Annotated in this window: 10 protein-coding genes; all 10 read right to left on the reverse strand. The window is 45.0% G+C overall.

Annotated elements, in window-relative coordinates; genetic code table 11:
- Window positions 1-130 precede the first annotated feature (130 nt).
- The 10 genes from K8O68_RS12005 to K8O68_RS12050 all read right to left on the reverse strand — a co-directional run bounded on the left by K8O68_RS12005 (window position 131) and on the right by K8O68_RS12050 (window position 15,384).
- The gene (locus tag K8O68_RS12005) at window positions 131-1,144 is read right to left on the reverse strand and encodes a nuclease-related domain-containing protein (protein ID WP_230897115.1); all 1,014 of its coding nucleotides are present in this window, start codon (window positions 1,142-1,144) and stop codon (window positions 131-133) included.
- A gap of 430 nt (window positions 1,145-1,574) precedes the next feature.
- Complete coding sequence (uvrA, locus tag K8O68_RS12010; RefSeq protein WP_230897116.1) at window positions 1,575-4,451, reverse strand: excinuclease ABC subunit UvrA; 2,877 nt, start codon at window positions 4,449-4,451, stop codon at window positions 1,575-1,577.
- An 8-nt stretch (window positions 4,452-4,459) separates the two neighbouring features.
- Window positions 4,460-6,457 (reverse strand): excinuclease ABC subunit UvrB, encoded by a 1,998-nt coding sequence (gene uvrB / locus K8O68_RS12015; protein WP_370640523.1) that lies wholly within the window; start codon window positions 6,455-6,457, stop codon window positions 4,460-4,462.
- 395 nt (window positions 6,458-6,852) lie between these two features.
- Window positions 6,853-8,463 (reverse strand): PDZ domain-containing protein, encoded by a 1,611-nt coding sequence (locus K8O68_RS12020; RefSeq protein WP_230897117.1) that lies wholly within the window; start codon window positions 8,461-8,463, stop codon window positions 6,853-6,855.
- A gap of 304 nt (window positions 8,464-8,767) precedes the next feature.
- Window positions 8,768-10,261 (reverse strand): S41 family peptidase, encoded by a 1,494-nt coding sequence (locus K8O68_RS12025; RefSeq protein WP_483314041.1) that lies wholly within the window; start codon window positions 10,259-10,261, stop codon window positions 8,768-8,770.
- Between the two features lie 251 nt (window positions 10,262-10,512).
- On the reverse strand, window positions 10,513-12,000 hold the full coding sequence (locus tag K8O68_RS12030) for a murein hydrolase activator EnvC family protein (protein ID WP_230897118.1): 1,488 nt from the start codon (window positions 11,998-12,000) through the stop codon (window positions 10,513-10,515).
- Between the two features lie 79 nt (window positions 12,001-12,079).
- Entirely contained in the window at window positions 12,080-12,973 is an 894-nt protein-coding gene (ftsX, locus tag K8O68_RS12035) for a permease-like cell division protein FtsX (RefSeq protein WP_230897119.1), read from the reverse strand.
- On the reverse strand, window positions 12,963-13,649 hold the full coding sequence (ftsE, locus tag K8O68_RS12040) for a cell division ATP-binding protein FtsE (RefSeq protein WP_093055427.1): 687 nt from the start codon (window positions 13,647-13,649) through the stop codon (window positions 12,963-12,965). The genes ftsX and ftsE overlap by 11 nt, the downstream gene beginning before the upstream one ends.
- A gap of 416 nt (window positions 13,650-14,065) precedes the next feature.
- A complete protein-coding gene (locus tag K8O68_RS12045) occupies window positions 14,066-14,419 on the reverse strand; it encodes a c-type cytochrome (RefSeq protein ID WP_230897120.1) in 354 nt (117 codons plus the stop codon).
- Between the two features lie 68 nt (window positions 14,420-14,487).
- The gene (locus tag K8O68_RS12050; RefSeq protein WP_230897121.1) at window positions 14,488-15,384 is read right to left on the reverse strand and encodes a YitT family protein; all 897 of its coding nucleotides are present in this window, start codon (window positions 15,382-15,384) and stop codon (window positions 14,488-14,490) included.
- Window positions 15,385-15,638 lie beyond the last annotated feature (254 nt).

The raw sequence follows: 15,638 nt of genomic DNA on the forward strand, positions 1-15,638 counted from the left end.
TAAACCGACGACTCTATCGTATAACCCCCCAGCTCTACCTTATAAACCGCCAGCTCTACCGTATAGATGGCTCACTCTACCGTATAAACCGCCAACTCTACCGTATAACTATATTCGACATTTTTCGCCATCAAAGTTTCCTGTCTTCCCTCAAGCTGTCTATTTCATTTTTAATTACTTCAGAAGATAGTAAGTCAAATTGCGAGTTTGTTGTGATGCCTTTCCTGCTGACTTTTAAAGTTAAGAGTAGTCGTCTTACAGTCCTGGGATCTTCAATATGTAAAAACTTCTGTAAGTCTTTGTTTTGGGCATACCTCCCAAATAATAAAACATAATCTGTTAAAGCTTTTATATGGGCATTTTGGAAACTCATGCCGCACGACGCGCAGTACCACGTGCGCTTCACACGGGACATTGAAAACTTCTGGCACACCGGGCAACTCACTCCAAGCTTCAGATCATCTTCAGATAAACCTAATTGACTAAGCGGAGAGTTTATAAAATCATCTTTTATATGGTTTCTTTTTATACGGGAAATGACTTTTTTCAAATCAGAGTTTGAGAGAGGAGGGGGTGAAGCTGCGTAGTGTCGTTTTAGAGAATAGATGTAATCAAGAAGGCAGTTGCTTCTGATCATTTTTGGAGAAAGATATTGGGTATTTTCCAGAACCAGGCGGGAATTGGTAAAGACGGCGAGGTGTTCAATTGGCGGCAAAGTCAAATGCCGGGATTCAAGCCAGCTTTCAAGCTGCCATTGCTGATGTTTTGCCTGCTGAACGGGATTTTCGTAAACACGCTTGACGCTCCCGTCCCATTTCACCAGGTCTCCCCGCTCCTGGACTTCCAACACCCCTGACCAGTGCTTGACTTCCACTATTAAGGTGAATTCGGGAAAAATAACGAGGGTGTCAATTAAAAAGTTGTGGCCGTTATTGCTTAATTTTAAACCGTGCAATATAAAACAGGATTCGGTCTTCAGAAAATCAAGGTAATAGTCGACCGATTGCTCCCCACGGTGGCCCCATATTGGTTTGCCCAGTTCTTCTTCGTAAAGGGGTCTTCCAGGATGATTAGCTGACAGGCGTTCGAGTAAAGCAGATAAAACGAGGATTTTGACAGGGATCGTGCGAGGTTTTATCAGCATAATAAAGTAATCACTTCCTTTATCTAATTATCTAACTGATATTCTATTAACTCTTTTAAAAATCCTCTTTTTTATGGAAAAAATCAAGAGGGGCAGTAGGATAACTGTGAGAATCGACCCCACATTGGATAATTCGTCCGAAAAACTGCGGGACTCGCCCTTACGTTTGGACGACTCTACCGTATAAATGCGTCACTCTACCGTATAACCCGACCACTCTACCTTATAAACCGCCAGCTCTACCTTATAGATGGCTCACTCTACCGTATAAACCAGCAACTCTACCGTATAACAATATTCGACATTTTTCGCCTCCCCACCCCCTTTCCGACGAACATCGCCCCCTTCGGTGAATCCACCCAGGACTCACCTCCACTCCCCTCTCCTTACAAAAAAACAGGCTGACATTTGTCAGCCTGCCTGTTCCATACTATACGGAGCCGGCGCTTTCCTTTTCTCTCATACGCTCAGCCATTCGGGCGCGTTCACGCTCGAGGACGGGCTTCAGATACTTACCCGTATAGGAGCCTTCTACTTCTGCCACCTTCTCAGGTGTTCCCTGGGCGATAAGCCGGCCGCCTTTGTCGCCGCCTTCCGGTCCAAGGTCAATAATATGGTCCATCGTTTTAATCACATCGAGGTTGTGCTCAATGACAAGAACAGTATCTCCATTTTCCACCAGGCGCTGAAGCACTTTCAGCAGGCGGTCGATATCTGCGACATGTAAACCTGTCGTCGGTTCATCGAGGATGTACAAGGTTTTACCTGTTGACCTGCGGTGAAGCTGTGACGCCAGTTTCACCCGCTGGGCCTCACCTCCGGACAGTGTCGTGGCCGGCTGTCCGAGTTTCATATATCCGAGACCTACGTCAAACAGTGTCTGCACCTTACGCTTAATTCTCGGGATATTTTCGAAAAATGTGAGAGCGTCTTCCACTGTCATTTCAAGGACATCAGAAATATTTTTACCTTTATATTTCACTTCCAGCGTTTCACGGTTGTAGCGTTTCCCGTGGCATTCTTCACAAGGAACATACACATCTGGAAGGAAGTGCATTTCAATTTTAATAATACCGTCGCCGCGGCAGGCTTCACAGCGTCCGCCTCTGACGTTGAAGCTGAAACGGCCTTTTTTGTAGCCGCGGACTTTCGCTTCATTGGTCATAGCGAAGACATCCCGGATGTCATCAAATACACCCGTGTAAGTCGCCGGGTTAGACCGAGGAGTCCGGCCGATCGGTGCCTGATTAATATCCACGACTTTTTCCAGCTGATTGATCCCTTCCACACGTTTCACTTTTCCCGGCTTCTCTTTAGCCGTTGTCAGTTTTTGTGCAAGCGACTTATACAAAATATCATTAATCAGGGTACTTTTACCTGAACCTGACACTCCTGTTACTGCTAATAGCACACCTAACGGAATATCCACGTTTGTCTTTTGCAGATTATTCTCTTCTGCCCCTCTGATCGTCAGCTTTCGTCCATCAGGTTTACGGCGTTCTGCCGGGAGAGGGATAAACTTTTTACCGGAAAGGTACTGGCCTGTTAAAGACGCCTCGTCTTCCATGACTTCTTCAGGCGCCCCGGTAGAAATGATTTCCCCGCCATGGGCCCCTGCTCCGGGTCCCACATCAATCAGATGATCAGCAGCGAGCATCGTATCCTCGTCATGCTCAACGACGATCAGCGTATTGCCTAAGTCACGCATTCTTTCGAGCGTTTTGATAAGCCTGTGGTTATCCCTTTGGTGAAGGCCGATAGAAGGCTCGTCCAGAATATACAGGACACCCATCAGTGAGGAGCCGATCTGTGTCGCAAGCCTTATCCGCTGGGCTTCACCGCCCGATAACGTACCTGCCGACCGGGACATTGTTAAATATTCGAGACCGACATTAATAAGGAAACCGAGCCGTTCTTCAATTTCACGGAGAATCATTCTCGCGATCGTCATTTCCTTTTCTGTCAGAGTCAGCCCCTGGAAAAACTTCTGTGCCTCTTTAATTGACATGTCTGTTATTTCACCTATATGGTGACCATTCACTTTTACGGCGAGCGCTTCTTTAGTCAGACGGTTGCCTTTACATCTTGGGCACGCCTTTTGGGCCATATAGCCTTCCATCTGTTCACGAATATAATCAGAGCCTGTTTCGTGATAGCGGCGGGAGATATTTTCCATGACCCCTTCAAAATAAATGTGTTTTTCCCTTACGCGGCCGAATTCATTTTTGTACCTGAAATAAATCTTTTCATTTCCGCTTCCATAAAGGATTTTATCAAGCTTCTGTTTTGGCAGTTTCTCAACAGGCACGTCCATATCAATGCCGAAATGGTCGCACACACTTGCTAACAGAGAAGGATAATATTGAGAACTCGTCGGTTTCCACGGCGCAATCGCATGCTCTTTCAAACTGAGTTCCGGATCAGGGATCACGAGTTCAAGATCAACCTCCAGCTTATGGCCGAGGCCGTCGCAGGATGAACAAGCGCCGAACGGGCTGTTAAATGAAAACATCCGAGGTTCCAGTTCGCCGATTGAAAACCCGCAGTGGGGGCAGGCGTGCTTCTGGCTGAACAGCAGTTCTTCTTCACCGATGACATCCACCATGACCCGGCCGTCAGCAAGGTCAAGCGCCGTTTCCATAGAGTCAGCAAGGCGGGATTCGATGCCGTCTTTAATAACAATCCTGTCGATCACCAGTTCGATGCTGTGTTTCTTATTTTTATCAAGAGTAATTTCCTCAGCTACTTCGCGCATCTCCCCATCTACGCGGACACGCACATAGCCTTGCTTCTTAATGTCTTCAAGAACTTTCGCGTGTGTCCCTTTGCGTCCGGAAACAACCGGGGCGAGGATCTGCATCTTTGTCCGTTCGGGATACTCCATCATTCGGTCGACCATCTGCTGGATAGTCTGGGAGCTGATTTCAATCCCGTGGACCGGGCAAATCGGCCGGCCGACACGGGCAAAAAGGAGGCGGAGGTAATCATATATTTCTGTCACCGTCCCAACAGTGGAACGGGGGTTCTTACTCGTTGTTTTCTGGTCAATGGATATTGCCGGTGACAGCCCTTCTATCGCGTCCACATCCGGTTTATCCATCTGCCCGAGGAACTGGCGGGCGTATGCAGAAAGTGATTCTACATATCGCCTCTGGCCTTCCGCATAAATCGTATCAAACGCAAGGGATGACTTTCCGGAGCCGGAAAGCCCTGTCATGACGACTAGTTTGTTCCTCGGGATCGTCACGTCTATATCTTTTAAGTTATGGGAACGGGCTCCCTTTACAACAATATTATCTAAAGCCATCAGTTGTTTCACCCTTCCGCTTTCAGTTCTATAATAATATCACGCAGTTCAGCTGCTCTTTCGAAATCAAGGTCTTTAGCAGCTTCCTTCATTTCTTTTTCCATTCGCCCGATCACTTGTTCACGGTCTTTCTTGCTAAGTTTCTGAGACGGTGCTTTTGTGAATGCTTCATATGCTTCTTCTTCTTCAGCAGCATAAGTTGCCTGGATCAGTTCAGGGATCGCTTTTTGAATAGTCTGCGGCGTAATACCGTGCTTCTCATTGTGCTCTTTCTGGATGGAACGGCGCCTTTTTGTTTCTTCAATTGCAACGTTCATGGAGTTTGTTATTTTATCCGCATACATAATGACATGGCCGTTTGCGTTTCTCGCCGCACGTCCCATCGTCTGAATTAGAGACCGTTCCGCACGGAGGAACCCTTCTTTGTCCGCATCAAGAATGGCAACGAGGGAGACTTCAGGAATATCAAGTCCCTCCCTGAGAAGGTTAATACCAACGAGGACATCAAATTCGCCTCTTCTTAAATCCCTTATAATTTGTATTCGTTCCAGTGTCTTAATATCAGAGTGCAGATACTTCACCTGAACACCAACTTCTTTTAAATAATCCGTCAGGTCTTCAGACATTTTTTTCGTTAGAGTAGTCACAAGGACACGTTCATTTCGTTCCTTCCGCAGGCGGATTTCCTCTATCATGTCGTCAATCTGGCCTTCAATCGGGCGGATATCCACGGACGGATCAAGCAGCCCTGTCGGACGGATAATCTGTTCTATCATTTCCGGGCAATGCTCAATTTCAAAAGGCCCAGGCGTGGCAGAAACAAAGATTGTCTGATAAATATGCTTCTCGAACTCTTCGAATTTAAGAGGCCTGTTATCCTTTGCCGAAGGCAGGCGGAATCCATGGTCGACAAGCACCCCTTTACGTGCCTGGTCGCCGTTATACATTCCCCTTACCTGAGGAAGTGTGACGTGGGATTCGTCGACAACAATTAGGAAGTCATCTGGAAAATAATCAAGAAGCGTGTAAGGTGTAGCGCCCGGTTCACGGAATGTCAAATGCCGTGAGTAGTTTTCTATTCCCGAACAGTACCCCATTTCATGCATCATTTCGATATCGTAACGTGTACGCTGTTCAAGACGCTGGGCTTCAAGCAGTTTTCCTTTGTCGTGCATTTCTTTTAATGTCTCTTCCAGTTCTTTTTCGATATTCACAATGGCTCGTTTCAGCTTTTCTTCGCGGGTAACGAAGTGGGACGCCGGAAAAATGGCCACATGTTCTCTTTCACCTAGAATTTCACCGGTGAGAGCATCCACTTCAGTAATTCTGTCAATTTCATCCCCGAAAAATTCAACACGCAGGCAATGCTCATCCCGGGACGCCGGGAAGATCTCTACCACATCGCCGCGTACTCTGAACGTTCCGCGAGTGAAATTAATATCATTCCGTTCATATTGAACGTCAACTAGCTGACGAAGAAGGGCGTTTCTGTCCTTCTCCATCCCCGTTCTTAGCGATACGACAAGTTCCCGGTATTCAACCGGAGAACCGAGGCCGTAAATACACGACACACTTGCCACAATAATAACGTCGTTTCTTTCAAAAAGGGAACTGGTCGCAGAGTGGCGGAGTTTATCTATCTCATCGTTAATACTCGCGTCCTTTTCTATATAGGTGTCTGACTGTGGAATATAGGCTTCAGGCTGGTAATAGTCGTAGTAACTAACAAAATACTCTACGCGGTTGTTCGGAAAGAACTCTTTAAACTCACTGTAGAGCTGCCCTGCTAATGTTTTGTTATGCGCGATGACAAGCGTCGGTTTGTTAACCTGCTGGATCACGTTCGAAACAGTGAATGTTTTTCCTGTTCCTGTCGCCCCAAGCAGTGTCTGATACTTTTCACCGCTGTTTAATCCGTTAACCAGTTTTTTGATCGCTTCAGGCTGGTCGCCTTGCGGACTGTATTTTGATACGAGATCAAAGGTAATGTCATTAGTTTCTGCCACAGCTTTTCCTCCTTCACATACTCACTTTCATATATAGGCAAACATTATCGTTTTACTTTCAGGGAAATCTTTCATGCATTATTGACAATGAGGACTAAAACTAATCCTTTTACTGAGCCTACCGATTTAATTTGAAAAAATCAAACAAACGGCATTTAACATGCTTACAGCTGTTTTTATATCCATACCCGAACTTTTCACGTAATTATCATTATACCATATTTATTTAAAAAAGGGAACGTACATTCCCGTTCGCTGGACTGCTATCTTTGTTTTCGGGGGAAGGTGGCCTTTAGTGATCGCTGGAATCACACCTGCCTGCACAGAAAATGAGCCAGGATATTTTTCATCCTGGCTCATTCTTTCTTAACGGAAGAGGCCTTTGACACAGCACCTTACCTATTGGATTTATTTTCTTCGGATTCAGTTTCTTCCTCTTCAGACTCAGGTTCCCACATGCTGGTTTCCGCTTTTTGCGTCTCGCGGAATTCTCTGTAGAAAGCAGCTAAATCAGGCGCCTGTTCACGTGATTCACCTGATTCGTCAGCCCTTTTAGTTTCATTGTAGAAGGCTTCCGGATCTGGTTCTTTATCTTTATTCTCTCCAGCGTCAGGTTCTTCTCCTTTGTTTTGATGATCAACAGAGGCTGCCGCTTCATCTTCGTGTGAAACAGTGTCTTCATCCTCACGTACCGAATTGGTTTCAGTTTCACTATCTTCATAAAAGTCCGCTTCTTGGGCCCGGCTGGAAGATCCCCGTTCTTCACTCTCCCCAAGTTCCGCCCTGTCCTGGTTAATCACGACGGAGGAACGGAGAGCACGGGATGATAAGTTGCCATATTCATCATCCGGGACAAATAAACAGCCGATCTGATAATGGTCTTTTTCAAACACAGACGACTGCGTAAAACGCAGCTCGCCTTGCAAATTCTTAACTTCCAGCTTGCAATAGGCAGGATTCTGCTGGAGCGCGTCATAAAAATCCCGTTGCGAATTTACTTCCCGGCCGTTTGTTTTAACAATAATTTCACCGACAAGCAGTTCCATTTTAGCAGCAGTGGAGTGCGGAAGAATGCCAAGAATTTTCAACCCTTTTTCACGGCGCGTAAACATGCTGATTCTCCGCTGGTCAGCTGATTTATATAAATAATTGATGACTTCTTTGCCTATCAGGACTGCAGCAGGTACAGCGAATATGAATAGAGGGTAATAGTAAGCTGCTGCGGCGCAAGCAAGCACCGCAAGATTTAAAAGCAGATAATGCTTGCCTATTCTTTTCACACCATCACGGGCATATTCTCCATAAATTCTTGCCTGGAAACCTAGTATAAATGGAAAAAGAACAAGGCCGAATGTCTGCCCTCCTGTCAGTTCTACCACCGGCCACCACCCTCCGCCGGAGATCTCTCCTGCAGGAAATATAAGAAAAAGAGGCAGGAACCATAATCTTTGCGCAATGTGCTCACCGACCAGTTTCCCTCGTTTGCTTTTTACAATAGCAGGGGACGTCTGTTTCCAACCGTCACCCAGAACCAGCAACGTCTCTGCCAGAAACAGAATCGCCAGAAGCCAGGCTGCGTTCAGCAGATTCATCTGCTCGACATCACCAAGCCACTGGTTTAAAAATGCAAAGTCTGTTCCTCCTGAAGGAAGAAACGGCGCAATTAATAAAGCAAGAGAACCTGCTGCCGTCATACTCAGCCACCTGGCATTGCGGAATGGCAGCAATATGAGCCAGAAAAGCGACCATAAAACGAGCATACCCACAGGCATTTCAAGGCCCAGAAGAAGAACTGCTCCAGAAATACACACGGCGGTAATAAGAGCGGCAGGCAGCGGTGATGTAAGCTGCTGTATCACATCCTCAACCCGTGTATGAAAATCTTTTCTTTCCCGTTTCACCCTCATTAAACCGAACCAAAAGATTGTAATAATGAAAACATATGTAAGAGGGTGCATAAAGAAACGTCCTAATGCTTTTAGTACTTCAAATCCTATCGCTTCCAAGCGTATTCCTCCTCAATCCGGCAATATATAATCACTCAAAGTTTCGGCAGCGCATGTTAAACATGTTTAAACCGTGCGCCGACTGATACGCCGCCACAAAATCCCGGGTATACCGGGTGCAGCGGCTCCATATTAAAATACTGACAGAACTTCCTGTAAAAAGAGTTCTTTCCTTTCATTGTAAATGAATTATCTGAAAAGAAAAGCTGTTTTTTTCAAAACAGAAGATTAAATTTGTATTAAAAAAACCGGCCGGCAAGCAGATTACTCGCTTGCACAGCCGGTTTGTTTGGCATAATGACTGTTATTCTGTCAGCAGTTCGATCGCTTTTTTAAACTGCATGTCATTTTCTTTATCACGAACTGCTTCAATGACTGCTTCCTGAAGCCGGTCAGCCGTTTCTTCATTAATTTCTCCAGTTACCTCCAGGCCTTCATTTTCCTGAAAAGCCTTTACGGTTTCTTCCGTTTCACTGTCAAAGTAGCCGTCTGTCCGGCCCGGGTCATACCCATCCAAACCTTCAAGCATAATTTGAGCGTTTTTAATGTGGTCGCTGGTCATATCTAAACTTAATATTTCTTCTGAATCGATCGGCGATACGTAGAAAAAGTCAGGCTGTGCAACTTCCACAGTCGGCTGAACTCCTTCCTCATTTATATCGTTTCCGTCAGAAGTAAGCCACCTGAACAACGTCAGCTTCATTTCGCTCCCATCTCCGAGCGGTAAAGTCTGCTGGACTGTTCCTTTTCCGAATGTGCTTTTACCTACCACTTCATGTCCGCCTGCTTCCATAAGAGCCGCAGCAAGAATCTCAGAGGCAGACGCACTTCCTTCGTCTATAAGTGCGACCATAGGGTAGTCTTTATCCTCTTCCAGGCTGGACAAATGTCTGATTTTTTCTCCTTCGCGGTCTTCGATCTGAACGATCGGCTCTCCGCCTGGAATAATCAGGCTGCCTATGTCTTCAACGCTTTGCAGGAACCCTCCAGGATTTCCTCTTACGTCAATAACAAGCCCGTCTAAATCATGGCTTTCCACTTCGGCAAGTTCCTCTTCAAAACGTTCAGCCGTGTTTTCAGAGAAAGAACGTAACTCAATGACACCAATTGTTTGTCCGTTTTCTTCCACTATTTCGCTGTAGACTGTCTCAATTGGAATTTCATCACGGACGACATCAAGATTGATTGGATCGTTCACACCGGGACGCTGGATTGTCAGTGTGACTGTCGTGCCTTTCTCCCCCCTGATTTTTGAAACAGCTTCATACAGGGACAATCCTTCGATATTTTCTCCGTCAATTTCAAGTATCTGATCGTTCGGGCGTAACCCCGCTTCTTCAGCAGGAGAATCATGGAATGGAGCCACGATGGTCACTCTGCCGTTTGTCATACTCACTTCGGCGCCAATTCCTTCAAAAGAAGAATCAAGGGAATCCATAAACTGTCTGGCCGACGATTCATCCATATAAACAGAATACGGATCATCGAGAGATTCGAGCATGCCGTGAATCGCGCCATCTAAAAGCTCTGTTTCATCTACATCGTTAATAAAACTTTCCTGAATCATCTTATAAGCCCTTTGGACTTTTTCAAATTGTTCGTCATCAGTCTGTATATTACCGGAAACTTCCTCCGCCTCATTATTCCCGTTTTCAACCAATTCCTCTATTTCCTGGTCTTCCAATACTGTAGAGGCTTCATTCCCGTCCACAGCAGCCATCACTGCATACATGGTCCCGGCCCCCGCCAGGAGAGAAATAATGACCACGAAAGGAAGGAGCAGTTTTAAATTTTTCACATTTCACACCTCATTTTGTCCCATTTTAAAAACCAGAAGAGGTCTCCATCCCCCTCGCAAACTTTTAATCGTTGTTATTATCATACCAAACATATACCTTTTTATGAAAGCCTTCCACTTTTCCTCTGAAAATCTTTTCGATACTTATTGGCATGCCGTATACGAGAGACTCCCGAATAAAGTATAAAAAAGAAGAGGTCCTGTAAAGTATATTTCAGGACACTCTTCTTCATTCAGTTTTAATAATTTATTTAAGGTAGATACGGTGCAGGATTTACGGCAGACGATCCGCCCGAATACCCGCCGGGATGGACTTCAAAGTGAAGGTGGACCCCTGTGGAAACACCCGTCGTTCCCATTGTTGCGATATTTTGCCCTCTGCTGACCCGGTCACCTTGAGACACATTAAACGATGCTAAGTGGGCGTATAGTGTAGTGTAAGATTTCCCGTTCACTGTATGGGAAATCATAATTGTATTCCCGTAACCGCCCATTCTTCCTGCGGATATAACAGTTCCGCTTTCTGCGGCATATATACCGAGTCCGCCATCTCTTCCAAAGTCAATTCCCCTGTGCGGACGGGTTGTCCCGTATACCGGGTGCGTCCGGTTCAGGTCAAAGCCGGAGGTTACCCGTCCATTTGCAGGCCTGTGGAAAGTGGCCGAGCCGCTACTTGATGACGACTGAGCCGTTTCATTAGAGCTGCTGCTGGAAGAGGAATTTCCGCTTGAAGACGAACTTCCGCTCGAGGAGGATCCGGAATTGTTTGACGACGAGGAAGATGTGCCGCTGTTGGATTCTTCCTGTTCAGCTGCCCGGCGTTCTTCCTCTTCCTGTTGACGCCGCTCTTCCTCTTCCTGCTGACGTCGCTCTTCTTCTTCCTGTTTACGCCGCTCTTCTTCTTCACGTTTTTTTCTTTCTTCTTCTTTACGGCGCTCTTCTTCTAACCTGCGCTGTTCTTCTTCCCATTCAGCCAATTCCTGTTTAGCAGCTTCTTCCTGGGCTTTTAAAAATTCCTGTTCTTCTTCTAAACTCATTAAATTATCTTCCAGGTCATATCCTTTTTGCTGCAGGTTTTCAATTAATGCATCTTTCTCTTCAAGCTGACTTTCAAGATCTGCTTTTAACGATTCCAGTTCAGCCATTTGCTGTTCGAGGCTGGCCAGTTCGTTCTCAAGCTTCTGTTTTGCTTCTTCTAAAGCCTGCATATCTTCTATATGCTGTTCCAGGATATTCCGGTCCTGCTCAGCTATGGAATGGAGTGCGGAAACCCGTTCAATTAAGTCACTGAAATTCTGGGCTCCGAGTATAACTTCTATGTAATTGACATTACCTCCATTTTTATACATGGAGTTCACACGGTCTTTCAGGACTTCATCACGTTCCGCAATACGCTCTTCCAATTCTTCAATCTCAAGTCTGAGCTCTTCCACCCGTTCGGTTGTGCCGTCAATCTCTTCTTGTTTTTCATCAATATCCTGGTTTGTAGCTGTTATATTTTCATCCAGTTCCAGAATCTCCTGTTCAACCTGGCTGATTTCCTCTTCAAGCTCTATTAATTCTTCTTCAGTTTTATCAGATTCCCGTTTTGTATCTTCCTGCTCAGACTGGAAAGACTCAATTTTTTCTTCAAGTTCTTCTCCAGTATTTGCTAAAGCAGATTCTGTGTTTAAAAGTTCCGCAAACGTGGTAATAAAAAGCGTAGAAATTAAAAGGATAAACGTTATCCTCCTAATCATAAAAAAACCTCCTTTTTTAGACAAACACTTGCAAATTTCCTGGGAAATAACTTTGGGGAATGAGCAAGGGGAAGTTCTATTAAACTTTCAAGAACTTCCTCACGCTCATGATGCTTCCCCATACACCGACAATTGCACCGATTCCTAGCAGTAGTAAGGATGTTTGTATGGTTAAAGGGTAGACTGGTAAAAATTCAAAAAACTCTAAACCTGTACTTTCACCAATAGCTTCATAGAAACGAACGTAGCCAAAGGTCAATACACTGATTGGAACAACCGCTCCGAGGGTACCGAGAAGAAGACCTTCTATAAAAAATGGCCAGCGGATAAAGCTGTTGGTGGCACCTACGAGTTTCATAATCTGAATCTCTGTCTTCCTTGCCAAAATCGTCAGCTTAATAGTGTTGGCAATTAAAAAGATTGCTGTGAATACCAGCCCTACTATTAAACCTGCACCTACAATACGTACAAAATCTGTTGCAGAGAACAGCTGGTCGAAAATGTCCCTGCCATATTCGACGCCTTCGACATAATCCAGTTCTTCTATTTCATGGGCAATTATTTCTGTTTCCTGAGGATCCTCAGCCCTTACTACAAAGACATCATTTAATGGATTCTCATCCCGAAGACTTTCGAAATAATCCCCTTCGTCTCCCAAACTGTCAATAAAGGCTTCCAGACCTTCCTCTTTAGGGACATATTCAACGGATTCAACCTCGTTAAAATCACCTAAACTATCTTCAAGCTCCTCCTGGTCTTCTGCCTCAGCTGTTAAATCCACAAATACCCGGATTTCCACATCGTCTTCCAGCGAGCTTGCAAAATGATTAATATTCATGATTAAAAGAAGAAAAGCTCCTACTACGAACAGGGTGACGGTCACCGCGCTAATCGAAGCAAAGGTCATCCACCCGTTTCGGATCAGGTTTTTTGAGCCTTCTTTTATGTGCCTGCCAAACGTTCTAGATTTCATAGCCGTATGTCCCCCTTATTTCATCCCGGGAAATGCGGCCGCCTTCTATCGCAATTAATCGCTTGCGCATATTATCAACAATATCTCTGTTATGAGTTGCCATCACCACAGTTGTTCCGCTCTCGTTGATTTCCTCGATAATGTGCATAATCTCCCATGAGGTTTCCGGATCAAGGTTTCCTGTCGGCTCGTCCGCAATCAGTACAGCCGGTTTGTTGACGACCGCCCGGGCTATTGCCACCCTCTGCTGTTCTCCTCCGGATAATTCATGAGGTAGGAACCTTGCTTTATTCTTCAGACGTACAACATCAAGTACTTCCATCACTCTTTTGCGGATATTTTCTTTGCTTTCCTCGATAACTTCCATTGCAAAAGCAACATTTTCAAAGACTGTGAGATTAGGGAGCAGCTTAAAATCCTGGAATACCACACCAATATTCCTTCTTAAATATGGAATGTTTTTTTCTTTTATTTTTGATAAATCTTTTCCGTCAATTGTTATTTCTCCACGAGTTGGCTTTTCCTCACGATACATCATTTTGATGAACGTAGATTTCCCCGCACCACTAGGACCAACTACATAGACAAATTCTCCCTTTTTAATGTATATGGAAATTCCGTTAACAGCCATGACACCGTTCGGATATGTTTTCCATACATCCTGCATTTGAATCAACCCTATCACTTCCCTTTAATGGTCTTTCTAAGATGCCTGTTCAGTTTACACAGCTGTAGACTACAACCCACATGGATGCAGCCGCCCCTTTTGTTCTATAATTTACGTGTATAATCAATTTTCATAATTTCCTTATTTATGTAATTAACAAGGACTTTAATAGAGTAACGTACTCGTTTCCCTTACACATTATATCATCATTGTTCGCCAAAAAAAGTTAAAGTTCATTACATTTATATTTCAAAAAGACAACATCTTTGTCATTTTTCTATTTTTTTCGACAAGAGACTGCAATTAAGCGATTTTTATATTTGTTAAAAAAACCATTGGTGCCGTAAGTTTCCTTTATTACCACCAAAAAAAGAAGGATAAAGCGGTATGCTTTATCCTTCTTCTTTTAAGTTAATTATGAATGCTTACTGGTCTGCAATCCAAGCTGACACGTCATCTGCATCATCGCCTGTGACGAGGTCAGCTGGCATAGTTCCCGGTCCAGCCTCAATTGCTGCCCGGACTTCATCGTGAGACGAATCTTCCAGGTTAGGGCCTGAAGCACCTTCCAGGTCGCCGCCGTGACAGGATGCACAGTTCTGAGCGTAAAGCTCTTCACCGTTTGCGAGGTCGTATGTACCACCTTCGTCGGCTGCATTATCTGTTGTCTCTGCATTGTTACCGTCGTTTACCGGTTGTTCCTCGTCATTGCCGCCGTTATCCCCGCATGCCCCTAATACTAGTACTGCACCAAACATGGCAAATAGAAACTTCTTCATGTTTCCCCTCCTCAAAAAAATATAATTGGCAGGTTTTTCTAAAACCTTCACCTACTATTATAACCTATTTATTTTTTTTTGAAACCTTCTCCTAAAACTTCTGAGGCATTGCTGACCACCACAAAGGCTTCTGGATCAATTGTCTGAACAAGACGCTTGAGTTTTGTGACTTCATTCCTGCTTACTACACACATTAATACTGGCCTTTCGTGGTTCGTGTATCCTCCATACCCTGCTAACTTTGTTACTCCGCGGTCAACTTTAGTCAAAAGTCCCTGCTTAAGCTCTTCTTCATATTTTGAGATAATAATGACCATTTTGGAATATCCGAATCCTACTTGCACCATATCAATCGTTTTTCCGGTAGTAAATAATCCAATGAGTGCATAAAGGGCGAATTCAAAGCCGAATACGGCGGCAGACAGCGCCACAACCAGTCCATCCATTATAAAAACGCAGCCGCCCAGTGTCAGTCCTGTGTATTTATTGATTATTTGAGCGGCCAGATCAGTGCCCCCGGTTGAGGAATTAGACCTGAAGACGATGCCCAGTCCCAGCCCAACACCTATGCCGCCAAATATGGCAGCTAAAAGCGGATCCATCGTTGCCGGTTCCATATGCCTCGTTAAGTAAACGACAAACGGGAGAAAGAGTGTCCCTGCAAGCGTTTTGGTTCCATACAATATGCTTCCTCTGAGGCTTCCGCCAAGCAGCAGCACACCCGCAATAAATAACGGAACGTTAAGCGCCCATTGGGTATAAGCGGGTTCAAAATAAAAAACGTTATAAATAATCGTAGAAATACCGGCAACCCCGCCCGAAGCTATCTGATTCGGCAAAAGAAAAATATTAAATGCGACCGCGACGATAGCCGAACCTGCGAACACGTGGGCAAATTCGAAAATAGTCCGTTGTACCGGCGTGAGCGGCTCCTGGTCTCTTCTGTTCTGAATCCTTTTCATCATTTTCATCACCTGAGTTTCATAAAAGATGTTCTGACAAAGCTGTCAAATTTCTGCATGGCACAAAATCCTACAGTAGTATAGCACCGCTTCCCCCGCCTGTAAACGCGACCAGACTAACGCTTTAATGCACTGCCTCGCTGGGGGACAGACCCCCCAGCAATTGGAAAAAAACCTAGATGGATGAGGGTGCTGCCTCATCCATCTAGGTTTTGTTTAACGGGACATTATTACTCTTTTTTTGGCATCATTAAGGG

This window comes from Salipaludibacillus sp. CUR1, assembly GCF_021028955.1.
Taxonomy (GTDB): Bacteria; Bacillota; Bacilli; order Bacillales; family Salisediminibacteriaceae; genus Salipaludibacillus.

Excerpts from the sequence above, each read along its gene's own strand:
- K8O68_RS12005 (WP_230897115.1), bottom strand. The coding sequence starts at position 1,144 with ATGCTGATAAAACCTCGCACGATCCCTGTCAAAATCCTCGTTTTATCT.
- ftsX (WP_230897119.1), bottom strand. The coding sequence starts at position 12,973 with ATGAAATCTAGAACGTTTGGCAGGCACATAAAAGAAGGCTCAAAAAAC.
- K8O68_RS12045 (WP_230897120.1), bottom strand. The coding sequence starts at position 14,419 with ATGAAGAAGTTTCTATTTGCCATGTTTGGTGCAGTACTAGTATTAGGG.
- K8O68_RS12050 (WP_230897121.1), bottom strand. The coding sequence starts at position 15,384 with ATGATGAAAAGGATTCAGAACAGAAGAGACCAGGAGCCGCTCACGCCG.
- K8O68_RS12030 (WP_230897118.1), bottom strand. The coding sequence starts at position 12,000 with ATGATTAGGAGGATAACGTTTATCCTTTTAATTTCTACGCTTTTTATT.
- uvrA (WP_230897116.1), bottom strand. The coding sequence starts at position 4,451 with ATGGCTTTAGATAATATTGTTGTAAAGGGAGCCCGTTCCCATAACTTA.